The following is a 23,789-nucleotide window of genomic DNA, read 5'->3' as shown; positions in this document are numbered from 1 at the left end:
TCATCAAGTTACTCACCGTCAAAGGAGTACGTGCATGTCAGAGCAAGCCTATGCAAATCTCGATATCCGCATGATGCGCACCCTGCGCTTGCTGCTGACGGAATGCAGCGTATCGCGTACAGCCGATCTACTGGGCCAGGCGCAGCCGACCGTCAGTCTGACCCTGAAGCGACTGCGCGATATTTTTCAGGACCCGCTGCTGGTGCGTTCCGGCAGTGCGCTGGTGCCGACCGAGCGCGGGATGGCACTGCGCTCGGCCATGAATGACATTCTCGGTCGGATCGATACCCACCTGATTTCTCCGACCGCTTTCGATCCCGCAGTATCCGTTCGTCATTTTCGCGTGGTTGCCAGCAATTGTCTCGGCACCGTCTTCATGCCGCAATTAATCGGCGCGATCACCGACATGGCCCCCGGCATTTCCATCGACGCCTCCCCGATGCCATCGCAAGACGATCTTCTGTCGGGATTGTCGGAGGGCCGGATCGACGCGGTGATCGGCAATTGGCCCCACCCGCCGGAGCACCTGCGCATCGCGCCGATGTTGAAGACGGATATCGTCTGCATGGTCAGATCCACGCATCGTTTTGCCCGACGCGACCGGGATCGCATTCGGCTTGATGAATATCTCGAGGAAAGCCATCTGTCGCCGACGTCAGAACGCGATGCGCAATTCAGCCCCATTGATGGACGGTTGCTCGATCTCGGCGTGAAACGGCATATCCGCGCCACGGTGCCGGAATATTCCATCGCGCCTTACGTGCTGGCGCGCTCCGACCTCGTCTTCACCACCGGACGGCATTTTGCCGAACAGGTGGCGCAAACCTTCCCCTTTGCGGTGCTGGACGCTCCGGTGGAATTGGGGCAGATGCATTTCTATACGCTCTGGCACGACCGCAAACATCATGCCCCCGACCAGGCATGGCTGCGCCGGATGATCAAGAATGCCTGTGCAGAGATACAAGCGCTCGACCGCGTCAGCCCCTTGCCTCTCCCGCCGGTGCGCCACATGCACTCCAGTCGGCAGCCCAGCTGGCAACCAGGCTGACGCCAGCCCCATCGCATCCAAACGCAATAGACACTATTGCCTTTGCCTTATGGCCGTTTGGATCGAAAGTCCGCACACTGTCCTCATTGCAACAAGAACCGGATGGGGCTCCATGAAACGGACAGGTATCACACGGCGTGACGTGCTGGCGGGAATGGCGGCGGGTGCTGCCGCAGGGGTGGTTTCAAACGCGGGCATCGCACGCGCCGCAGTCTCCGACATGGTCTGGGCAACCTGGGACTCCAATGGCCATCCCGAATATGTCGCCGGCTTCGAAAAGGAAACCGGCGTCAAGGTCAAGCTTTCCTATCTCTCCAGTGAAGACGCGCAGTTTGCCGCGTTGAAAACCGGGGCCGCCGCCGATTGGGACATGATCAATCCGTCGCTGAACGGCAGTTGGCGCTATATCAAGGCCGGTCTGCTGAAGGAGCTGGACCTGTCGAAAATTCCCAATGCCAGTCTGATGTATGATGTCTTCAAATCCACGCCGAAGGTGATGGACGATGCCGGCAAGACTTTTGCCATTCCCTATCTCTGGGGCCTGAACCCGATCGTCTACCGCAAGGACAAGTTCGACAAGGAGCCTGATTATACCACGCTCTTCGATGCGAAATATTCCGGCCAGCTCGCCATGCGCGATTACGCCCTGGAATCCATCGCCATCGCCGGGTTGGTTGCCGGTGTGCCGCGCGACAAAGTGTTCGTGATGGAGGCCAAGGAACTGGCCGAGGCGAAGAAACTGCTGATCACCCAGAAGCCGCTGTTGCGCACCTACTGGCAGACCATCGGCGACCTGACCAATCTCTTTGCCACCGGTGAAGTGTCCTGCGCCTTCTCCTGGCGTGTACCTTATGACGAGCTGCAGGCCAAACTGCCGATGGGCATGGCCAAGCCGAAGGCTGGCGTGATGGGCTGGTGCGACTGCTTCGGCATGCCTGCCAATCTTTCGCCGGAAAAAACCGAGATCGGCTATAAATTCATCAATTATCTGCTTGGACCGAGCTATTCCACCGATGTGGCCCGGATCGGTCATTACGCCACCACCTCCTCCGTCATCAGAGACAAGCTTTCGCATGAGGAACAGGCAACGATCTTCGTCGACGATATGGACGTAATGAAATCCTTCATGTGGCCGGTGGCGCCGCCCAATTATTCCGACTGGCTGAAAATCTGGAACGAAGTCAAGGCGAGCTGAGGCATGACGCAGGCATGGGATACGACAGCATCGGACCAGAACGCGGGAACCGGTTTGCCGATGCTCTTGTCCGCAAGGGGCCTCGTCAAGTCCTATGGCCGCAACCGTGCGGTCGATGGCGTGGATCTGGACATTCCAGAACGCGCCTTCACCACCTTTCTCGGCCCCTCCGGCTGCGGCAAGACGACGATCCTGCGGATGATCGGCGGCTTCGAGACCCCGGATGCCGGGTCGCTTGTTCTCGACGGACGCTCACTGGCGGGCGTGCCGCCTGAACGACGACCGGTCAATACGGTGTTCCAGAATTATGCACTGTTTCCGCATCTGACCGTGTTCGAGAATGTCGCTTTTTCGCTCACCTTGCGCCGTGGTGCGCAAGACCCGGCACCGCGTGTGAAGCGGGCTCTGGACGCCGTTCACATGGGCGAATTCACCAGCCGCTATCCGCATCAGCTGTCCGGTGGCCAGCAGCAGCGGGTGGCGGTGGCCCGTGCCATCATTGCCGAGCCGCATCTGCTGCTGCTCGATGAGCCGCTTTCGGCACTGGATCGCAAGATGCGTGGGCATTTGCAAATCGAGCTGAAAGACCTGCAACGGCGCCTCGGCATTGCTTTCGTCTATGTCACCCATGACCAGGAAGAAGCGTTTGCGCTGTCGGATATCGTCGTGGTGATGAACAAGGGCAAGATCGCCCAGAAAGCCGACCCGGTGACGCTGTATGCCCGCCCGTCCGACACGTTCGTGGCGGATTTCATCGGCTCGGCGAGCCTGGTGGAGGGCGAGGTCCTGGCGCTAGACACGGAGACGGCAACCATCGGGACGCCGCTTGGAACCATCACCACTTCAGCCATCCATGGCCTTGCGAAAGGCGAACGCGCCGCCCTGGTGATCCGGCCTGAGCATTTGCGGCTTGGCGCAACGGATGGACATTCATCGACAACGCTAGCTCTCACGGGGCTAGCTCTCACGGGGAAAGTGCGGCATGTCGTCTTCAAGGGCGACCGCTACCTGATCGAGGCGGACATATCAGGTGTGACGGTGCGGCTGATGGCCGACCGGCCAGCGGAACCGGGCTCGACAATCGCGATGGCGCTCGACACTGCTTCATGCTTCATCACGAGGCTAGCATCATGACGCTCGCCCTCAGCCGTGCGCATCTGGCGCTTCCCGTCTCGCTGCTGCTGGTCCTCGGCTGTCTGTTGCCGCTGATGCTGTTGGTGGCCTTCAGTCTGTTCACGGTGGATCTGGATGCTTTCGTCATGGTGCCGGACCTCTCCCTGCACAGCTGGGGGCAGATGATGTCCAATCCGGTCTTTGCCCTGTTGATCGGCAAGGCGGTTCTATCCGGACTGGTCACCGCCCTTCTGGCGGCAGTGCTCGGTTATCCCATTGCGCTTGCCATTTCCCGGCTGCCTATCGCCTGGAAGGGGATTGCCCAGATCGTATTGCTGACGCCGCTTTATACCGGCGAAATCGTCCGCATCTATGCCTGGCGTGTGGTTCTGGGCTCCGAAGGGCTGGTCAATGCGGTGCTGAAATGGCTTGGGCTGGTCGATCAGCCCGTCAAGTTCCTGTTGTTTTCTCCCTTCACCACTCATCTCGTTCTTCTCTACGACACGCTGCCCTTCATGGTGCTGCCAGTCTGGATTTCGACCGAATTGATTGATCGACGATTGATCGAAGCCGCCCGCGATCTCGGTGCCAGACCGTTCGATGCCTTCACACGGGTGATCTTTCCGCTGACCACGCCGGGCCTTGCTGTCGGGTTGCTGGCAGTCTTTGCGCTCGCCGCCGGTGACATGTTGACCCCAAGCCTGCTGGGCGGCACATCCGGCGCAACCCCGATGGCGATGATCGACAACCTCTTCGGCACGGCTTTCGACTGGCCACTCGCCTCGGCCTTAGCGCTGTGCCTGTTGATTGCACTGTTTGCAACGGCAAGCACTATGGCCTGGCTGCTGCTGCGGCTGAAAGGCGCGCGGGCTGTCCTTCAGGGGAGCTTGAAATGAACCGGCGGATCATCCTGACACTTGGCCTCGCTGTCGGCTTCTTCTATCTACCGATCATCGTTCTGGCGCTGTTTTCCTTCAATGCCTCCAGCTTGATGGCCTTTCCCTTAAGCGGCTTCACGCTTTCCTGGTACAAAGACTTGTTCGGCAATGCGACCTTTATCAATGGCTTCCTGACCAGTTTCCTGATCTCCCAGCCGGTCGGCATCCTGGCGGCATTGATCGGACTTTGCGCGGCCCTGGCACTGGCCTCGCCCAGGCTGGCGTTTCGACCGGTCTTCATCTTTCTGATCATCCTGCCGTTTCTGGTGCCAAAAACCGTATTGTCGATTGCCCAGGCCATGCTGATGAACTGGATGGGGCTGGGACGTGGAGCCGGTGCGCTGATCGCCGCGCAGACATTGGTCGCCATCCCGTTTGCCACCACCATCATTGCCGCTACCGTCATACGCCTCGACAAACGGCTGGAAGATGCCGCCCGCGATCTGGGGGCCACCCCCTGGCAAAGCTTTCGGCGGATCGTGCTGCCGCAGTTGAAGGGTGCCATCGGCGCGGCCTATTCCATCGGTGTCATCCTGTCGCTGGCGGATCTGACCATTTCGATGTTTCTCGCCGGTCGCACCCAGCCGCTATCGCTGATCGTCGCCTCACAATTCCGGCGCGAGCTGAAGCCCGACCTCAATGCCATGCAGGTCGTGGTGCTTTTGCTGACAGCCTTGATCGTCATTGCCAGCGAGCTTTATCGCCGCAACCGGCACAAACACAGTGTTTCAGGACCCTCAGACCATGCTTGATTCTCTCCCCGATGCCGTGGCCGCACTTGCCCGTTTAAAGGACGCAGCAAGGGCAGATCTTGCCGCCCTCGCCTATCCGGCGGCGCCCTGGCTTGCGCCACTGCCCGTCTCGACCACGTCCGTCTGCGATGTCGCCATCGTTGGCGGGGGACAATCGGCTATCACCATTGCAGCGGCGCTGAAATGGGATGGGGTCCAGCAGATCCGCCTGTTCGACAGCGCCCCGGCTGGCTCGGAAGGGCCATGGACCACCTTTGCCCGCATGGAAGAATTGCGCACCCCCAAAACGGCGGTGGGCAACGAATTCAACGTCGCCAATCTCTCGGTGCGCCGCTGGTTCGAAACCCGCTATGGGATCGACGCCTGGCAGACGCTGGGCCGCATCCCCCGCACCGATTGGAAGGCCTATCTGGACTGGTATGCCGAGGTTTTCGACATTGCCGTTACCAATGAGACGAGCGTTACGGATGTGTCGCCCGAAGGCGATCTGATGGCTGTCACCACTCTGCGGCAGGGACATGTCGAGCGCCATCTGGCGCGGGCCGTGGTTCTGGCCACCGGCTTTGATGGCGCAGGCGCCTGGCGGGTGCCGCGCTTCATTTCAGACGCTTTGCCACCAGAGTTCTATGACCATACCAACGGACCGGTGGATTTTAAGCGCTTGAAGGGCAAGCGGATCGGCATTCTCGGTCACGGCGCCTCAGCCTTCGACAATGCCGTCACCGCGCTGAACAGCGGTGCTGCCTCGGTCGATCTCTGCTTTCGCCGACCACGGCTGCCGCGCACCAATCCGCATCGCGCACTGGAAGCACCACCGCTTCTCGCCGGTTTTGGGGCGCTGTCCGACCAAACCCGCTGGCAAATTGCCCGGTTTTTCCGCAGTACCGACCAGCCGCCACCGGTGCGCGCCTTTGAGACGGCAATGGCCCTGCCTGGCTTTACCCTGCGCCCCGCCACACCGTGGCTGGAGGTGTGTGAAAAGGACGGCGCCGTCTCGGTGAAAACGCCCGATGGCACGCTGGTCTTCGATCACCTGTTGCTGGCAACCGGCATGGATGTCGATCTCTCAGCGCGCCCGGAATTGAAAACTCTGGCCCCAAAGGTTGCGCTTTGGGGTGAGCACTTCACGCCTTCCGCCGGAGAGGAAGATGCGCGGCTGTCGCAATTGCCCTATCTCGACCCCTATTACGCCTTCCTGCCGAAGGCACCGGAAGACAGCTGGGTCAGGCGGGTTTTTGCCTTCAACAGCGCGAGTTTCGTCAGCCATGGCCCGCATTCCACCTCGATCAGCGGCCATCGCTATGCGCTGCCAAGGGTGGTGCGCGGCATTGAGCGCAGGCTGCTGCTGGATCAGGAAAACGCCATCCTGCCGGGGCTGGAGGCCTATTGCTCGCAGGACCTGCCGGTCAGTGATGATTTCGAAGCTGATATTGCTGCCCGAAATGCAGCACGGATGATGGAAAAAGCATCATGATCAGGTCTTTCTACTGGGTCGATCATTCAACCCAAGCCTTTGCCGATCGGGATCTCTCAAAAACCGTGGTGGTGCTTCCCATCGCCGCTGTCGAGCAACACGGCCCGCATCTGCCCGTCGATGTCGATGCGGCCATCAATGCGGAGATCATCCGGCGCACGGTGGAACGCTTGCAGCCGGACACCGACGTCCTGTTCCTGCCGCCCATGACAGTGGGAAAATCCGACGAGCACATCGCCTTCCCCGGCACGCTGGCAATCTCCGGCGAGACGCTGCGTCACGTCTGGCTGGATCTGGCCCGCAGCGTCAAGCGTGCGGGTGCGGCGAAATTGATCCTGTTCAATTCCCATGGCGGGCAGATGGCGCTGATGGACATCATCTGCCGCGATATCCGCATCGAACTTGGCATGTTGGCGGTTTCCTGTTCCTGGTTCCGCATCGCACCGGTGGAGGATCTGTTTTCGCGCGCGGAAATCGACCACGGCATCCATGGCGGCGACATCGAAACCAGCATGATGCTGGCAATCGCGCCGGAGCGGGTGGCCATGGACAAAGCCGAGAATTTCGTCCCCCTGACGGTGGCAATTGAGAAATCCGGCAGCATGCTGACAGCAGAAGGTGCCGTTGGTTTCGGCTGGCAGGCGCAGGATCTGCATCCGGCTGGCGTTTGCGGCAATGCCAGCAATGCAACGGCGCAGAAGGGCCAGATCGTGCTTGATCGCGCCGCCGATGGACTTGTCAGCCTGATTGCTGCGACGCAGGCCTTCGATCTTTCGCAACTTACATCGCAGACGCGCTTTTCGAACCCGTGCTGAGCGAGGAGAACATCATGATGGCGCCAGCCAAAGCAGCGGCGGTCGAGGCATTGCTCGCCGAAATGCCCGCCTGGGGATCGGAATTTACCGGCACCTTCGCCAACCACGCCCCGATGGTGCTCTGTGCCCTGGCCGAAATTGGCGGCACACCTGCCCAAATGCGCCGGTTTTTCGACCACTATAAAAGCTATAAAAAACTGCTGCCCTTCGGCCAGCCATCCACGCCGCTCGATGCGGCAAGCTGGCGCTCAGTTCTCGGTCAACGCGAGCGGGAGCCGGATCTGCGGTTGTTTTTCTCCGCTGAAGTCTCCCGGCTCGGAATAGAGGCAGCGCTCAAGCACTATCTGCCGGATCTGGCACCGGGCGTGGCGGCAAGCGCCTTCCACGCCCTGATGCGCACGGCCTATGGCGTGTTGCGCCAAAAAGAAGATGATATCGCCATTGCGCTTGCCTATTGGGCGGCCACCTATCTGGCACTGCCGCCTGCGACCGGCGCAAGCCCTGTCACCGATGATCCGGCAGAAGTGCTGCGCCGGGTCACGCTGATCGCCCCCATGCACACGCTGACGCTTCATGATCTTCTGTGGCAGAACATGCGTGACGCTGCCGCCCTGCCCGACTTTGTTCCTGTTGTAGACTGGCTAGAGATCGGCTCCGATACGATGGAAAAAATGGCTGATGTCGCCATCCGCTTATTTGCGGCCACCCAGCATTTCGCCGCCCTTCATGTGGTCACAGGCCTGCATTGGATACGCCTGCTCAGCCCCTACTGCGACCGACAAACCCAGGGCACCCTGCTGCGGGTGTTCTGGCAGGCGATTGCGGCGCTAATGCGGGAACTGGACTTTCCAACCCTGCCGCCGGAGGAGGAGATCTCCCGCTGGCGTGCGTTGCCCGCCCCGGATTGGCCGGAGATTTTTGCGGCAGCAGCTGCCAGCTATGACGAACACGATATCAGCCTTGCCTATTCGGCAGCACAGGAAATGACGATCTATGCAGACCCGCTCTATCGCGTGGCCGCGGCGCGGCGTCTCGGCCTGATTGGAGACTATCGGATATGACGCAGGCCATTACGATGCCGGACAATCCCGGCGCAGATTGCATCATCGAGGCCGGCACCGTGCTGACCGGCCTTGGCGCGGATGGCAAAATGACCATGCGCCACGATGTCGGCATCCGCGTCGAGAAGGGCATGATCGCCCAGATCGGTCCGATGGAAGCAGTCGGCTATGGCAATGACCACCTGCCACGCTTTGGCTCACGCCGGATGATTGCCATGCCGGGCCTGGTCAACGCGCATCATCATTTTGGCGTGACGCCGCTGATGCAGGGCGTGCCTTTTGCGCCGCTGGAACTGTGGTTGCCGCAATTTCGCGCCATGCGCCGCATCGACCAGCGGCTGGATACGCTTTATTCGGCCATCGAAATGCTGGAAAGCGGCACGACCACCGTACAGCACATCCATAGCGGCTTTTCCGGCACGCCGGATAGCTGGATGCAGACGGCAGAAGCAACCATCTCAGCCTATGGCGAAATCGGCATGCGGCTCGGCTATTGCTTCATGATCCGCGACCGCAATATTCTGTCCTACGAGCCGGATGCGGATATCTTGAGCCGCCTGCCCGCCAAGGCGCGAGACTGGATTGCGCCGCAGCTGGCCAATGCCGATATTCCGGTCACCCGGCTGATGGAATTCTACAAGGATCTGCGCAATCGTTTTATGAAAAACGACCCCCAGCATATCCGCATGAATCTTGCGCCCGCCAATCTGCACTGGTGCAGCGATAATGCCTTGCAGACGATTTTCGAGACCGCCAAGGCGGCTGGTGGCCAGGTTCACATGCATCTACTCGAAACCGAGCGGCAGGCGGAATTTGCCCGGCGCACCTATGGCCGCAGCGCCGTCCAGCATCTGCAAAAACTGCAATGCCTCGATGCCAATGTAACGCTTGGCCACGGCAACTGGATGAGCGGCGAGGATCTCGACATCATCGCTGCTTGCGGCTGCACCATCTGCCACAATGCCTCTTCCGGCCTCAGGCTCGGCAGCGGGATTGCGCCGGTCAACGAAATGCGGCGGCGTGGCATTCCGGTTGCCCTCGGCATCGACCAGTCGAATATTGCCGACGACCGCGACATGACACTGGAAATGAAACTGGTCTGGGCACTGCACCGGGAAACCGGCCTTTGGAACGACCGACCGGATGCGGGCGCCGTGTTGCAAATGGCCAGCGAACATGGTGCGGCCTCTGCCGGGTTTGGTGGCTTTACAGGACGCCTCGAACCCGGCTGGCAGGCCGATATTGTGCTGATGGACAAGGACCGGATCGCCCGCCCGGCCATCAACCCAAAAACGCCGCCCGTGGAAGCGCTGCTGCATCGCGGCGGACGCCATGCCATAGAACAGGTTTTCGTCGGCGGACGGCTGGTCGTCGATGGCGGGCGCGTGACAACCGTGGACCGCGATGCTGTCATGGCGGAAATCGAGGCCATTCTATCACGCCCGGAAACATCAGCGGAACGGGACGCCTGGCAGGTGGTGGAAACCCTGCTGCCACATCTCGAAACCAGCCTGCGCCAGCTGGGCTTTGGGGCTGGCTATCGTCGTTACCGCTACAATTCAATGTCGGATCAGTAGAGCGGCACGTAATCGCGCCCGCTATCGACAGCCGCAGGGCGACCTTCCAGAAACAGCTCTCCAATGCGCGGCGCGGTGCGGGAAATTACTTTGCCGCCCTTGACCACAAACAGGCGTGATGGCTTGAGGCGAAGGGCTTCAAACACGTCAGCGGCCTGCAACACGACGAGATCGGCCTTGCAGCCAACCTCCAGACCATAGCCTTCGAGACCCATGGTCTTTGCCGAATTGACGGTGAGCGCGTCAAAAATCTGTCTCTTATCGTCCAGCCCGCCCATCTGCGCCACATGGATGGCCATATGGCCCACCTCCAGCATGTCGGCTGAGCCCATCGAATACCAGGGGTCCATGGTGCAATCCTGACCGAAGGAAACGTTGAGGCCTGCCGCCATCAGTTCGCGCACGCGCGTCATGCCACGGCGTTTCGGATAGGTATCGTGGCGGCCTTGCAGCATGATATTGATGAGCGGGTTGGGGATGACGTTGATCTGGGCTTCTGCCATCAGCGGAATGAGCTTGGAGACGTAATAATTGTCCATGGAATGCATGGAGGTGAGATGCGATCCCGCCACGCGGCCTTGCAGCCCATGGCGAATGGTTTCCGCAGCCAGCGTTTCGATATGGCGTGACATTGGATCGTCGGTCTCGTCGCAATGGATATCGACCGGCAGGCCCCGCTCGGCAGCAATACGGCAGAGAGCTTCCAGCGACAGTCTTCCCTTCTCCATCGTCCGCTCGAAATGCGGGATGCCGCCAACGATGTCTATGCCCATATCCAGCGCCCGATTGAGCGAGGAAACGCCGCCTTCGGCGCGGTAATATCCATCCTGCGGAAAGGCCACGAGCTGCAACTGAATATAGGGTGCCACCCGTTCGCGCACCTCAATCAAGGCTTCTGCCGTCACCAGTCTTGGATCGGATGTATCGACATGGCTGCGGATGAACAGCAGGCCTTGGGAGACGGCGAGATCGCAGTAGCGCAGGGCGCGTTCAACCAGCGCTTCCTTGGTCAGCAGCGGTCGCAACTCGCCCCAGAGCGCGATACCTTCCAGCAATGTGCCGGACACATTCATGCGCGGCATGCCAAGTGACAGCGTTGCATCCATATGAAAATGCGGATCGCAAAATGGTGGGCTGACGAGACGGTCCATTGCATCGATCTCCTCGCCGCACACTGCATTCAGACGCTTTTCGATGGCGGTGATCTTTCCGCCAGCGAGGCCAATATCGAAACCCTTGCGGCCATCTGGCAGGTTGGCATTGCGGATAATGAGATCGAACATGGTGAGTTTCCTTGGTTCAGCGCTCGCCGCGCCGATAGGGTTGCATCAACGCCTGTGGCACGCGGGCCCGGCGCGCCATCACCGCAAGGGCGGCGATGGACAGGATGTAAGGGGTCATCAGAAACAGTTGGTAGGGCACTGCCCCACCCAACGCCGTTTGCAGCCGCAGTTGAAAGCCATCGAAAAAGGCAAAAAGCAATGCACCCAGCAGCGCCCGGCCCGGTCGCCATGAGGAAAACACCACGAGTGCAATGCAAATCCAGCCGCGGCCCTGCACCATGGTCGGGAAAAAGCTGTTGAACGCCGACAGGGTCAGGAAGGCCCCGGCCATGCCCATCAGGGCCGAGCCAGCAATAACGGCACCATAGCGCACCGCCATTGGATTGATTCCTTGCGCTTCCGCCGCATGGGGGTTTTCGCCGGTCATGCGGATAGCCAGCCCCAAGGGCGTGCGAAAGATGACATAGGCCAGAATGACAGCCAGCAAAATGGCAAGATAGGTTGGCGGTGTCTGCACGAAAAAGGCAGATCCGACAAAGGGCAGATCGCTGAGACCCGGAATGGCAATTGGCTTGAACGGAACAATGGTTGGCGGAGTTCCCGCGACTGGAACCGCCAAACGGAAGGTGTAATAGCTGAAGCTGGACGCAAACAGCGTGATCCCGAGGCCACAGACATGCTGGGATAGTCCGAGGGTCACCGTCAAAAGCGCATGCAATGCACCAAAAACACCGCCCGCCAGTGCCGCAATCAGCAGGCCGGTCCATAGATCGGCACCGTGATAGACCGATAACCAGCCAATCATGGCACCAAAGGTCATGACGCCTTCGATGCCGAGATTAAGCACCCCTGCCCGTTCGCACAGCAGCGCCCCGAGCGTGCCGAAAATCAGCGGCGTGGCAATCCTGAGGACTGCGGCCCAGAGGCCTGTTGAGGCGAGGATGTCCATCATGGCGCTCATCGGACAATCCTGTATTGGGTGAAAAACAGCGCGATCAGCATGGTCAGCAACGAGAGCGCCACGGTCACATCGGCAATATAGCTGGGAATGCCCATGGCGCGGCTCATGCCATCCGCGCCCACGAACATGGTGGCCGTAAACAGCGCTGCCAGCACAACGCCCAGCGGGTTGAGATTGGCCAGCATGGCCACCACAATGCCGGAATAGCCATAACCGGGAGAGAGATCCGTCGTCACATAGCCCTTGACGCCCATGACTTCCACAGCCCCTGCAAGCCCCGCAAGACCGCCGGAAATGCAGGCAACAGTCACCAGCGTGCGGCCAAGCGGCACACCGGCAAACACTGCCCCTGCCGGGTTAAGGCCTGCCGCTCTTGAGCGAATACCAAATACTGTGCGTTGTTGCACAAAATGCAGCACCAGCGCCAGTACCACAGCAATCACGAGCCCCAAATGCAGGCGTGAGCGCGAAAGCAGCTTTGGCAGCATGGCCGCATCGGCTACCGATTGCGATTGCGGCCAACCGAAAGCCATAGGGTCTTTCAACACGGTATCGATCAGCATTGAGACAAACAGCACCGCTACGAAATTGAGCAGCAGGGTTGTCACCACCTCGTCCACGGAAAAACGCAGGCGCAGCCAAAGCGGCACGAGCAGCAAAACCATGCCCGCAAGAGCGCCGAGGATCAGCAGGGCGGGAATCTGGATGGCTGGAGGAAAATCACCTAAAACATGAGAACTTGCCGCCGCAACGGTGATGGCACCGAGATAAAGCTGGCCCTCGGCCCCGATATTCCACAGCCGCGCCCGAAACGCCACTGCCGCAGAAAGACCTGTCAGCATCAGAGGTGTTGCGCGGGTCAGTGTTTCCGTGGTCGAGAGGCGCGAGCCGAAAGCACCGATCAGGATACGCCAATAGGCTTCCAGAACCGGCGCACCTGCTATGGCAATGAGAATGCCTGAGATCGCCAGCGCGGCGACAATGGCCATGATGGGCGTGGCGATGACGAGCACAAGAGGGCGATGTTCGCGTCGCTCAAACCGCATGGGACATCTCCGCCTGCCATTCGCCTGCCATCATCAGGCCGAGTTTGCGGGCATTGGCGTCCTCCGCGTTGATCGGCGGTGATAGCCTGCCGCCGACAATGGCTTGAATACGGTCGGCAAGCGCCATAACCTCATCCAGATCCTCGGAAATCAGCAGCACGGCAGTCCCGGCCCGGCGCGCCTCGAGAATGCGCTCATGCACGGCAGCCACGGCTCCTTCGTCCAGACCCCGCGCGGGTTGGGCGGCCAGAAGAATACGGGGGCGATTGATGAGGTTGCGTCCCAGAATGAGTTTCTGCATGTTGCCGCCAGACAGTAGCCGGATGCGGCTGGCTGGCGTGCCGCCGCGCACATCGAATTGCTCGATGATAGTGCGGGCAAATTCCATGCCTGCCTTGCGGTTGACAAGGCCGCGCCGTGAAAAGGAAGGGAGCCGCTCTAGGATGGCGTTTTCCCAAATCGCCATCTCGCCGATCACGCCTTCCTTATTGCGGTCTTCGGGGATGCGACCGATGCCAGCCGTCACGGCATCTGCCACCGACAGGTTCTCCACCGGGGTGCCGAACACTAGGAGGTCGCCAGCCGTATGCTGTATCGTGCCGGAGAGCACTTGCGCCAGAACACCCTGGCCATTGCCGGAAACACCAATGATGCCAAGAACCTCGCCAGCCCGCAGTCGAAAATCGATTGCCTTCAGCACATCGACGCCGTCTTTGCGGAGGGTGAGATGTGCGGCTTCCAGAACAATGTCACCCGGAGTGGAGGCGTCACGTACAGGTCGGGTCACTGTGCGCCCCACCATAAGCTCGGCAAGCTCTGCCTTGCTGGTCTCGGATGCTTTGCGCTCTGCCACACGCCGTCCACCGCGCAGCACCACGATCCGGTCGGCGGCAGACATGACCTCATCGAGCTTGTGGGAAATGAAAATCAGCGACAGGCCCTGTGACGCCATATCTTTCAGGGTTGCAAACAGCATTTCTGCTTCAGCTTGAGTGAGAACAGCGGTCGGTTCATCCAGCACCAGAATGCGGGCATCATTGTACAGTGCCTTGAGGATTTCGACCCGCTGCTGCTCGCCCACCGATAAATCGCCGAGACGGGCATCTGGATCAACTTTCAGGCCGAAGCGTCTGGAAATGGCCATCAGCTTTTCCCGCGCCTGCGCACGCCGCGACCGCAGGGACCATAGGCTCTCACTGCCCGTTGTCACGTTTTCCAGAACGGTCAGGTTTGGCGCCAGCGAGAAATGCTGATGCACCATGCCAATGCCTGCCCGAATGGCGGCGCGTGGTTTGCCGGGCGGCAACTCCCTGCCCTCGACCAGAACCTTGCCGGAATCTGGCACATAATGGCCAAAAAGGATGCTCATCAGGGTGGTTTTTCCCGCCCCATTTTCGCCGAGCAGCGCCAGAATTTCGCCCTTTGCCAGCGATAGCGAAATGTCGTCATTGGCCCGATTGCTGCCAAACCGTTTGCTGACACCGATAATGTCGAGCACGGGCACAGTCATTGCGTCAATCCAGCAATGGGGAACCTCTGCTGGAACCGCTGGTCCCTCTCAAGGCGGGTTGCCAATTGCAAAAGCAATGGCTCACTGCCCATCGGAGCCAGCATTTGCACCGGAAGCGGCAAGCCGGAGGCATCGCTTCCATATGGCAGGGTGATGGCCGGGCAGCCTGACGCATTGGCAAGGGCTGCGAGCGGCGCAAAGCGCGCCATGCGGTCGAAATGCAGATCGGTATTGCGATGATCACTGGGGAAAGAGCCAATCGGCAAGGGTGCTGATGACAACATCGGGCACAACAGACAATCGATATCCTCGAACAACCGCCATAGATCGCGGCTGACAAGCACCATGGCGTTGAGGCTGCGCCACAGATGGGCGGCGGACAGTTCCAGTCCGCGCTCAATGGTCGCCTGTGTCAGTGTTTCCGTCTTGGATGCATCAAGGTTGAATTTCGAAAACGTCTCCGCAAGATTGGCGCAGACAATATTGACAAAGGCATCGTTGCTTGCCGCCGCTGGCTGGGCGATTTGTGAAAAGGCAATGGGCACGAGCTGGTGACCGTCGGCTTCCAATGCCCGCCCTGCCTCATCAATGGCCACCAAGCGCTCACTGTCGGTGGCATATTGATCGCCCGTGTCGGTGAGAATGCCGATGCGCAAGCGGCCAGCCTTTGGCGGTGTGGGTGAAAATGGCGGGAATGGACCTTTCACATTGCCACTGAGCTCGGAAAAGCTGGTTGCCGTGTCGCGCACCGATCTGGAAATCACCAGCTCGCTGGCAATGCCGCCCAAATGATTGCCAAAGCTGGGGCCAGAGGGCATGGCACCGCGGCTGGGTTTCAGGCCGACAAGGCCGCAGCAGGCGGCGGGCACGCGGATGGAACCACCGGCATCGGTGGCATGGGCAATGGCCACAATTCCGGCAGCAACAGCGGCCGCAGCACCACCAGAAGACCCGCCAGCCGTGCGAGCGCTATCCAGCGGATTACGGCAGATAGGACCAATCTGCGGCTCGCTTGCCAGAGAAAGGCCAAATTCCGGGCTGGTGGTCAGGCCAAAAACGCAAAAGCCCTCCGCGCGGAAACGCACCGCCAAATCGGAATCAACCAATCCGCCACGGCGCGCCATGAGCCTTGATCCCGCCACCACCGGAAAGCCCGCAAACGGCCCGCCCAGATCCTTGGCAAGCGTGGGCACACCGGCAAAGGCCATGGCAGAGCGCGGCTTGGTATCAAGCGGCAGGGCATCAATTGCCCGCGCCGCTTCAAGGCCCTTTTCCGCATCGATATAGGCAATGGCACCCAGATCATTGAGAGTTTCAGCGGCGGAGATTGAGGCCTGCATTGCCTCGGTGGCAGACAAGCGACCGTGTGCGATCGCTTGGGCCAGAGCAGTAGCATCAGCTTGCATGGTTGGCTTACTTTGGTTCGGTCATGATCTTTGGCACTTCAAACGTTCCCGCCTTGATCTCGGCGCGCTTGGCTTCCATGGCCGCTTCGGCATCAGCGGGCGCTACACCCTTGACGAAAACAATGTCGCTGCCGCCTTCTTTCATCAGGCCATAGGCGGTGTAATCGCGCCCGGTTGGTTTGCCTGCTGCAACATCAGCCAGAGCGGCATTGAGGATCGGGCGGAAGTTCCACAGCGCGTTTGCAAACACCGTGTTGGGATAACGGGGGGTGTAATCGATCAACGAGCCAACGGATTTGATGCCGCGTTCCTTGGCGGCATCTGCCGTGCCAATGCGTTCGCCAAACAGGATGTCAGCACCGGCATCAATCTGGGCAAGGCCTGCTTCACGCGCTTTTGGCGGATCAAAGAACGTGCCGATGAAGGTCACAAGATGCTTGGCATTGGGGTTGACAGCTTTTACGCCTGCGCCAAATGCATTGATCAGCATGTTGACTTCCGGGATTGGCATGGCACCGACAGAGCCGACGATGTTGGATTTGGTCATCTTGCCAGCCAGCATGCCCGCCAGATAGGCACCATCAAAATTCCAGGTGCCGAAAACACCAAAATTATCGCCGGATAGCTTGCCGCTGGAGCCCATGACAAAGGCCGTCTTCGGATAATCGGCGGCAACTTCGCGTGCCTGCTTTTCCACGGGGAAGGTTTCACCAATGATGAGCTTGGCATTCTGCTCGGCATATTCGCGCATCGCGCGCGGATAGTCCGTGCCGGACACGCCCTCGGAAAACACATATTCAATCACGCCTTCCTTGGCGGCATCCTGCAATGCCTTGTGCAGCACCGAGTTCCAGGCATTTTCCACCGGCGAGCCATGAATGCCCGCCACCTTGATCGGTGCTGCCGCGCGCAAGGATGGGGCAAAAGCGCTGACACCCAAAGCCATGCCCGACGCCAGTACGGACCGACGCGACATCAAAAACTGCTCACCCATTCTGAACCCCTTTTTTTACCATTTGGTAGAAATTGTTAAGGGCGGCCTAAAAATGTGTCAAGCACGCGGGGCGATTATAAAATAAGCAGATTCGAGGTTCTGCAACCGGACAGATATACCGCGCAAGACGACGGGACCACGAAACTTCGGCCAGAAACTTGGGCAATAATTCTAACTTCCGCCGGGAAGAAAGCCTTCTGGCCGCATCAATGTCATTATCATTTTGAGCATAGCCCAACTCTGCCATCATCAAGGTGAATGAAGACGACACCTCCCCCTTCCAATGCAAGGCTCAACTGGGCTGCGCTGGCACGATGAAGATCGTGACGACAGTTTTCGTAATCTTTAATGGTGCTACGTGAGACACCCGCTCGCTCGGCAAGGTCCTGTTGGGTCCAATCCAGAAGGCCGCGTGCCGCGCGACACAACGCTGGTGTTAAAAACTTGGACTCGTTTCCTTGACCCATCGCCAAGTATCACCCATATTGATTGATATCCATCATATAGCGCAATAAAGCGCGGGTCGCTAGATGCCAATCCGTTGTGCGGCATAGGCATTCCGGGCTCGAATCAAAAAGGAACACAGCATTGGGATAACAGCTGGACCGTCTCTGCTCGTTGTTCTCCTGCTTCTGCCTTTCGTCGGAAGTCTCTTATCTGTATTTTTGCTGAATACGCCGTCTCGCCGCCTTCCGGCAGGCTCGGCCGCTATTGTCATGCTCATTTCGCTGGCGCTGACGGCAAGTCTCTATCCAGCGGTCGCCGATGGCGGCGTCGTAAAGTTCAACATGCCATGGCTACCGCAGCTTGGTCTGGATTTTACGCTGCGGATGGATGGCCTGGCATGGATCTTCACCATGCTGATTGCAGCCATCGGCTTTCTGGTCGTGCTCTATGCCCGCTATTATATGTCGGAAGAAGATCCGGTTCCCCGGTTCTTCTCCTTCCTGCTGGCCTTCATGGGCGCGATGCTTGGCATCGTGCTTTCGGGCAATGTCATCCTCCTGTCGGTCTTCTGGGAACTGACAAGCATTTTTTCATTCCTGCTGATCAGCTATTGGCATAATAATCCCAACGCGCGCGACGGCGCCCGAATGGCGCTGACCATTACCGGGATCGGCGGTTTCTGCCTGTTGATTGGCCTTATTCTGCTCGGCAATATCGTCGGCAGCTATGATCTCGACACCATTCTCGACTCCGGCAATGTCATTCGCGAACATTCCCTTTATGTCCCCGCCCTGGTGTTCATATTGCTTGGAGCGCTGACGAAAAGCGCCCAGTTTCCGTTTCATTTCTGGCTACCGAACGCCATGGCCGCTCCAACGCCGGTTTCGGCCTTTCTCCATTCTGCAACCATGGTCAAAGCCGGGGTGTTTCTGCTGGTGCGGTTCTGGCCTGTGCTATCAGGCACCGATGAATGGTTCTGGATTGTCGGAGCGGCTGGGATCACAACCTTGTTGCTCGGCGCCTATTTTGCGATGTTCCAGCAGGATCTCAAAGGGCTGCTGGCCTATTCGACCATCAGCCATCTCGGACTGATTACCACATTGCTCAGTCTGGGAAGCCCATTGGCAACGGTGGCGGCTATTTTCCACATGCTGAACCATGCGACCTTCAAGGCATCGCTGTTCATGGCAGCAGGGATCATCGATCACGAGACCGGAACCCGTGACATGCGGCGGTTGAGCGGGCTGTTCCGGTTCATGCCGTTCACCGCAACGCTTGCTATCGTTGCCAGCGCGGCGATGGCTGGCGTTCCGCTTCTCAACGGCTTTCTGTCCAAGGAAATGTTCTTTGCCGAAGCCGTTGAAACCCATGCGGATTCGATCCTGGACACCATCCTGCCCTATGTCGCAACGCTTGCCAGTGCCTTCAGCGTCGCCTATTCGCTGCGGTTCATCCATACGGTGTTCTTTGGCCCGCCGCCTCAGGATCTCCCGGTTGCCCGTCCGCACGAACCACCGCGCTGGATGCGGTTTCCCGTGGAGTTTCTTGTGCTGGCCTGCCTGATTGTCGGCATCATCCCGGCAGTCTCGATCGGTCCCTTTCTTCACGTCGCCGTCGTCAGTGTTCTCAGGGCCGATACGCCGGAATACAGTCTGGCAATCTGGCATGGCGTCAATCTGCCATTGGTGATGAGCATGATCGCCCTTGTCGGCGGCGGACTGATCTATGTCCTGTTGAAGGACTATCTCGCCCGGTGCCACGATGGCCCGCCGTTTTTTCACAAGTTCAAAGGCCAGCGCATTTTCGAGCGCGTTATCGTTGAAGTGTCCTGGCACTGGGCGCGTATCGCCGAACGTCGCCTCGGCACCCGCAAGCTACAGCCGCAACTTCGCTGGCTGGTGACAGTGGGTTTTGCGGCAGGAATGCTGCCTCTTTACCTGAGAGGCTTCGAGGTTCGCCCGCTTGTCTATTCCGGCGCTGACCCGGTGTTTGCAGCCCTTTGGGCCATCGGCATCTGCCTTGCCATCGGCACCGCCTATCTGGCGAAATACCACCGTCTCGCATCATTGGTGATGCTCGGTGGCGTCGGTCTTATCGTCTGCCTCACCTTCGTCTGGCTCTCGGCACCCGATCTGGCCATCACGCAATTGCTGGTCGAAATCGTCACCACAGTCCTCATCCTTCTCGGCCTGCGCTGGCTTCCCAAGCGATCCGAAGGACTTGGCGAGACCATGACCTTGAGGGCGCGGTTTCGCCGGTTTCGGGATTTCGCCCTCGCAGTTCTCTGTGGTGTCGCCATGTCGTTCACCGCCTATGCGGTGATGACCATGCCGGTTCCCGATGCCATCGCCAGCTATTTCCTGGAAAACGCCTATTCACAGGGCGGTGGCCGCAATGTGGTCAATGTCATACTGGTGGATTTCCGCGGTTTCGATACGCTGGGCGAGATTGCCGTTCTTGGAGTTGTAGCGCTGACGGTCTACGGGCTTCTGCGCCGCTTCCGCCCCGCCGAAGACAGCATGGGCATGCCGGAACAGCAGCAGGCGCAAAACCGCTTCGATGAGGAACGGCCAGAGCGGTCAGCGGGCGATACGGTGCGCGACTATCTTCTGATCCCCTCGGTCATCATGCAATGGCTGTTTCCAGTTATCGTCACGTTGTCGGTTTACCTGTTCATGCGTGGACATGACCTGCCGGGCGGTGGGTTTTCTGCGGGGTTGACGCTGTCGATTGCGTTTCTGCTGCAATATCTGGCGGGCGGCACCCGCTGGGCGGAAGATCGTATCCGTATCCTGCCGCTGCGCTGGATGGGTGCAGGCCTGTTGACCGCCGTCGCCACCGGCATCGGCGCCTGGTTGCTGGGATATCCGTTCCTCACCTCGCATTCCCGCTATATCGATCTCCCGTTGATCGGAAAGATCCCGGCGGCAACGGCGCTGCTATTTGATCTCGGCGTGTTTGCGCTCGTGGTCGGCTCCACGGTTCTTATTCTCGTCGCTCTCGCGCATCAGTCCTTGCGCATCAATCGCCTGCGCATGATTGATGCCTCGAAATCGGAGGAAGGGTGATGGAGCTTGTTCTATCGATCGCCATCGGCGTTATGACCGGCTGCGGCGTCTGGCTCATCCTGCGGCCTCGCACCTATCAGGTAATCGTCGGGCTTTCACTGCTATCCTATGCCGTGAATCTGTTCATCTTCGGTGTTGGTGGCGTCAAGGCGAATGTGCCACCCATTCTTGGCGATGACGGCGCTGGCCATCTGGCGGACCCTGTGCCGCAAGCTCTCGTTCTCACAGCTATCGTCATCGGCTTTGCCACCACCGCCTTGTTTCTGGTGGTGCTGCTGGCCTCGCGCGGTCTGACGGGAAGCGACCATGTCGATGGGAGGAACGAACCAAAATGAATGGTTGGGCCCATCATCTGATCATTGCGCCCGTGCTGGTGCCATTGGTTGCCAGTGCGGTGCTTCTGCTCGTCGATGAGCGCCAAAGGTTGACCAAGGCGATGATCAGCCTTGTCTCGGCGGTCGCGCTGGCAGCCATAGCCATCATTCTGTTTCGCATCGAAAGCGGGCCGAACAGCTTTGAGAATGTCTATCTGGTCGGCAACTGGGCGGCGCCATTCGGCATCGTGCTGGTACTGGATGGTTTGTCGGCCCTTATGCTGCTGCTGACGGCATTGCTCGCCATCCCGGCCCTGATGTTTTCGTTTGCCCGCTGGCATGCGGTCGGCGCACATTTTCACAGCATGCTCCAACTGCTGCTGATGGGCGTCAACGGAGCCTTCCTGACGGGCGACCTCTTCAATCTCTTCGTGTTTTTCGAGGTGATGCTGGCCGCGTCCTATGGTCTCCTGCTGCATGGGTCCGGCCCCCTTCGGGTCAAGGCGGGGCTGCATTACATTGCCGTCAATCTGGTGGCTGCCCTGCTGTTCCTGATCGGCGTCAGCCTGATTTACGGCACGGCTGGCACCCTCAACATGGCTGATCTTGCTGCCCGCATTCCCGAAATGGAGCCGGACCGTCGCATGTTGATGGAGGCAGGTGCAGGCATATTGGGTGTCGTCTTCCTGATCAAGGCGGGCATGTGGCCGCTCTGCTTCTGGCTACCGACTGCCTATAGCGCGGCATCGGCTCCCGTGGCAGGCATTTTCGCCATCATGAGTAAGCTCGGGATCTATGTCATCCTGCGGCTGACCATGCTGTTATTCGCAGAAGGCCCATCGGCGGGCTTCGGCGCGGGCGTGCTGCTCTATGGCGGCATGGCAACGCTTATTTTCGGGACGATTGGCGTCCTCGCCTCCCAGGCGCTCGGTCGGCTGGCCGGGTTTTCGGTTCTGGTGTCTTCAGGCACCTTGTTGATGGTTGTCGGCATCAATGACGGGGCCGTCTCCTCTGGAGCTCTGCTTTATCTTGTCAGTTCAACACTGACCATCAGCGCATTCTTCATGTTGATCGAGCTTGTCGAACGGGGACAGGATGCGGGCGCCAACGTCCTTGCCGTGACGATGGATGCCTATGGCGATGCGGATGAGCAGGCGCCCTATGAAGAAGAAGGCGTCACCATGCCCGGCACCATGGCCATTCTCGGCATTTGTTTTGCTGCCTGCGGAATATTGCTCTCCGGCCTGCCGCCGCTGTCCGGCTTCATCGCCAAATTCGCGATGCTATCGGCAATGATGGGCACCGGTGCCATCGGTTCGCCGCCAACTATGGCGATCTGGGCGCTGATCGTGCTGGTCATCCTGTCGGGTATCGCCGCGCTGATTTCCATGACCCGCGCCGGCATCCGCACATTCTGGAGCTCGATCGAAGGCACTGTTCCGCGTGTCCTCGTCATCGAAATCGTTCCCGTGATGTTTCTGCTGGCGCTCACGCTCGCTCTCACCATCCAGGCCGGACCGGCAATGCACTATATGGACACGACGATCCGCGCCTTGAGCAACCCGGCAAATTACATCGACGCGGTCCGCAACGCGACGCAAATTCCCGGCTTCAAAAGCCTGTCCAACACTGGAAAGGACGGCGAGTAATGTTGCCCTATCCGGTTCTCACCCTGTCGCTGGTCGTCATGTGGCTACTGCTCAATGGTTTCACCCTTGGCCATTTGATCCTGGGCATATTCGTCGCTGTCTTCGCAGGCTGGGCCATGGCGTCGCTGCGTCCTGAAAAGCCGCACCTGAAAAAATGGTATCTTCTTCCCAAGCTGTTTCTTGTCGTCCTTTACGACATCGCCAAATCGAACATTGCTGTCGCCGCCATCATCATCAGGAGCGGATCGCGGCAGCACGATCCGGGATTTGTGATTATTCAGCTGGAGATCAAAAGCCAGTTCGCCCTGGCCGTACTGGCGGTGATCCTGACAAGCACGCCGGGTTCGGCATGGCTTGAATATGATTCCAACGACAATTCCGTTCTTCTTCATGTCCTCGATATCAAAGATGAATCCGTCTGGCGCGATACGATCAAGAACCGCTACGAAAAACTGCTATTGGAGATATTCGCATGAGCGCAATCATTCTCTTCAGTGCTGTCTCGCTCGCCCAATTGATGCTCGTGGCCTCCATGGCCATCGTGTCAGTACGGATGTTCATCGGACCCCGCGCTCAGGACCGGATCATTGGCCTCGACACGTTTTACATCAATGCCATGCTGCTGCTGGTGACTTTCGGTGTCGGCACGGGCCGGGAGATTTATTTTGAAGCCGCCCTGGTGATCGGCATGTTGGGATTTGTCGCCTCCGTTGCCCTGGGTAAATTTCTGATGCGTGGGGAGGTGATCGAATGATCTATTCCGCAACGGATATTCCCGTTTGGGCCGCCATCTGCATTGCCTTTTTCCTGCTGGTTGGCGCGACGCTGGCGCTGATTGGCGCAATCGGATTCCTGCGCTTGCCAACATTCTATGAGCGCATCCATGCGCCAACGCTTGGAACGAGCTGGGGCGTTGGTGGGATCATGCTTGGATCGATGATCTTTTTTTCCATTGCATCGTCACGCCTGGCGATCCATGAAATTCTGATCGGCATTTTCGTCACTGTCACGACGCCGGTCACGCTGATGATGCTGGCCCGCGCGGCGCTTCACCGTGACCGGGTCGAGAGAAATGGAAATGTGCCGCCCAAACAGATCGCAAAGTCTCAAGCGGAGTGAGACGCCGCCCGGCAACCTT

At 59.3% G+C, this 23,789-nt stretch carries 22 protein-coding genes; 15 read left to right on the top strand and 7 right to left on the bottom strand.

What is annotated here, in order from left to right:
- Positions 1–34: 34 nt before the first annotated feature.
- From FS819_RS19755 to FS819_RS19715, 9 genes are all read left to right on the top strand, one after another.
- Positions 35–1,048, top strand: coding sequence for a LysR family transcriptional regulator (locus FS819_RS19755; protein WP_070167990.1), 1,014 nt, complete (start codon positions 35–37; stop codon positions 1,046–1,048).
- Between the two features lie 112 nt (positions 1,049–1,160).
- Entirely contained in the window at positions 1,161–2,243 is a 1,083-nt protein-coding gene (locus tag FS819_RS19750; protein ID WP_197433780.1) for an ABC transporter substrate-binding protein, read from the top strand.
- Positions 2,244–2,246: 3 nt separating this feature from the next.
- Positions 2,247–3,377: an ABC transporter ATP-binding protein gene (locus tag FS819_RS19745; RefSeq protein ID WP_156547312.1), complete on the top strand. Its 1,131-nt coding sequence runs from the start codon at positions 2,247–2,249 to the stop codon at positions 3,375–3,377.
- Entirely contained in the window at positions 3,374–4,252 is an 879-nt protein-coding gene (locus FS819_RS19740) for an ABC transporter permease (RefSeq protein ID WP_156547311.1), read from the top strand. The genes FS819_RS19745 and FS819_RS19740 overlap by 4 nt, the downstream gene beginning before the upstream one ends.
- Positions 4,249–5,046 (top strand): ABC transporter permease, encoded by a 798-nt coding sequence (locus FS819_RS19735; RefSeq protein WP_156547310.1) that lies wholly within the window; start codon positions 4,249–4,251, stop codon positions 5,044–5,046. Before FS819_RS19740 ends, FS819_RS19735 begins: the two co-directional genes overlap by 4 nt.
- Positions 5,039–6,520 carry a SidA/IucD/PvdA family monooxygenase gene (locus FS819_RS19730; RefSeq protein WP_156547309.1) on the top strand — a complete coding sequence of 494 codons (1,482 nt, stop codon included), beginning with the start codon at positions 5,039–5,041 and terminating at the stop codon, positions 6,518–6,520. Before FS819_RS19735 ends, FS819_RS19730 begins: the two co-directional genes overlap by 8 nt.
- Positions 6,517–7,335, top strand: a complete 819-nt coding sequence (locus tag FS819_RS19725) for a creatininase family protein (RefSeq protein ID WP_156547308.1) — start codon at positions 6,517–6,519, stop codon at positions 7,333–7,335. The genes FS819_RS19730 and FS819_RS19725 overlap by 4 nt, the downstream gene beginning before the upstream one ends.
- A gap of 14 nt (positions 7,336–7,349) precedes the next feature.
- Positions 7,350–8,396, top strand: coding sequence for a questin oxidase family protein (locus tag FS819_RS19720; RefSeq protein ID WP_156532088.1), 1,047 nt, complete (start codon positions 7,350–7,352; stop codon positions 8,394–8,396).
- Complete coding sequence (locus tag FS819_RS19715; RefSeq protein WP_156547307.1) at positions 8,393–9,973, top strand: amidohydrolase family protein; 1,581 nt, start codon at positions 8,393–8,395, stop codon at positions 9,971–9,973. The genes FS819_RS19720 and FS819_RS19715 overlap by 4 nt, the downstream gene beginning before the upstream one ends.
- Here the strand turns inward: FS819_RS19715 and FS819_RS19710 are convergent.
- The 7 genes from FS819_RS19710 to FS819_RS19680 all read right to left on the bottom strand — a co-directional run bounded on the left by FS819_RS19710 (position 9,967) and on the right by FS819_RS19680 (position 17,640).
- A complete protein-coding gene (locus FS819_RS19710; RefSeq protein WP_156547306.1) occupies positions 9,967–11,256 on the bottom strand; it encodes an amidohydrolase family protein in 1,290 nt (429 codons plus the stop codon). The genes FS819_RS19715 and FS819_RS19710 overlap by 7 nt on opposite strands.
- A 16-nt stretch (positions 11,257–11,272) precedes the next feature.
- On the bottom strand, positions 11,273–12,217 hold the full coding sequence (locus FS819_RS19705) for an ABC transporter permease (RefSeq protein WP_156547305.1): 945 nt from the start codon (positions 12,215–12,217) through the stop codon (positions 11,273–11,275).
- A complete protein-coding gene (locus FS819_RS19700; protein ID WP_156547304.1) occupies positions 12,214–13,263 on the bottom strand; it encodes an ABC transporter permease in 1,050 nt (349 codons plus the stop codon). Before FS819_RS19700 ends, FS819_RS19705 begins: the two co-directional genes overlap by 4 nt.
- On the bottom strand, positions 13,253–14,773 hold the full coding sequence (locus FS819_RS19695; protein ID WP_156547303.1) for an ABC transporter ATP-binding protein: 1,521 nt from the start codon (positions 14,771–14,773) through the stop codon (positions 13,253–13,255). Before FS819_RS19695 ends, FS819_RS19700 begins: the two co-directional genes overlap by 11 nt.
- A complete protein-coding gene (locus tag FS819_RS19690; protein ID WP_156547302.1) occupies positions 14,770–16,179 on the bottom strand; it encodes an amidase in 1,410 nt (469 codons plus the stop codon). Before FS819_RS19690 ends, FS819_RS19695 begins: the two co-directional genes overlap by 4 nt.
- Positions 16,180–16,186: 7 nt before the next feature.
- Positions 16,187–17,173 (bottom strand): BMP family protein, encoded by a 987-nt coding sequence (locus tag FS819_RS19685; RefSeq protein WP_156547301.1) that lies wholly within the window; start codon positions 17,171–17,173, stop codon positions 16,187–16,189.
- Positions 17,174–17,391: 218 nt separating this feature from the next.
- On the bottom strand, positions 17,392–17,640 hold the full coding sequence (locus FS819_RS19680; protein ID WP_156547300.1) for a helix-turn-helix transcriptional regulator: 249 nt from the start codon (positions 17,638–17,640) through the stop codon (positions 17,392–17,394).
- Between the two features lie 126 nt (positions 17,641–17,766).
- Between FS819_RS19680 and FS819_RS19675 the strand changes: the two genes are divergently transcribed.
- The 6 genes from FS819_RS19675 to mnhG are packed head-to-tail and all read left to right on the top strand — an operon-like array spanning position 17,767 to position 23,770.
- Complete coding sequence (locus FS819_RS19675) at positions 17,767–20,688, top strand: monovalent cation/H+ antiporter subunit A (RefSeq protein WP_234624487.1); 2,922 nt, start codon at positions 17,767–17,769, stop codon at positions 20,686–20,688.
- Positions 20,688–21,023: a Na+/H+ antiporter subunit C gene (locus FS819_RS19670; protein ID WP_012653663.1), complete on the top strand. Its 336-nt coding sequence runs from the start codon at positions 20,688–20,690 to the stop codon at positions 21,021–21,023. Before FS819_RS19675 ends, FS819_RS19670 begins: the two co-directional genes overlap by 1 nt.
- Entirely contained in the window at positions 21,020–22,651 is a 1,632-nt protein-coding gene (locus FS819_RS19665) for a monovalent cation/H+ antiporter subunit D (protein ID WP_156547298.1), read from the top strand. Before FS819_RS19670 ends, FS819_RS19665 begins: the two co-directional genes overlap by 4 nt.
- On the top strand, positions 22,651–23,127 hold the full coding sequence (locus FS819_RS19660; RefSeq protein WP_156547297.1) for a Na+/H+ antiporter subunit E: 477 nt from the start codon (positions 22,651–22,653) through the stop codon (positions 23,125–23,127). Before FS819_RS19665 ends, FS819_RS19660 begins: the two co-directional genes overlap by 1 nt.
- Positions 23,124–23,405, top strand: a complete 282-nt coding sequence (locus tag FS819_RS19655; protein ID WP_060717187.1) for a K+/H+ antiporter subunit F — start codon at positions 23,124–23,126, stop codon at positions 23,403–23,405. Before FS819_RS19660 ends, FS819_RS19655 begins: the two co-directional genes overlap by 4 nt.
- Positions 23,402–23,770, top strand: coding sequence for a monovalent cation/H(+) antiporter subunit G (gene mnhG, locus FS819_RS19650; protein ID WP_156547296.1), 369 nt, complete (start codon positions 23,402–23,404; stop codon positions 23,768–23,770). Before FS819_RS19655 ends, mnhG begins: the two co-directional genes overlap by 4 nt.
- The last annotated feature ends 19 nt before the right edge of the window (positions 23,771–23,789 follow it).

The organism is Allorhizobium sp. Av2 (genome assembly GCF_021462805.2).
Taxonomy (GTDB): Bacteria; Pseudomonadota; Alphaproteobacteria; order Rhizobiales; family Rhizobiaceae; genus Allorhizobium; species Allorhizobium vitis_G.
The sequence above is the reverse complement of the archived record's forward strand: the minus strand, read 5'-3'. Positions and strand labels throughout refer to the sequence as shown.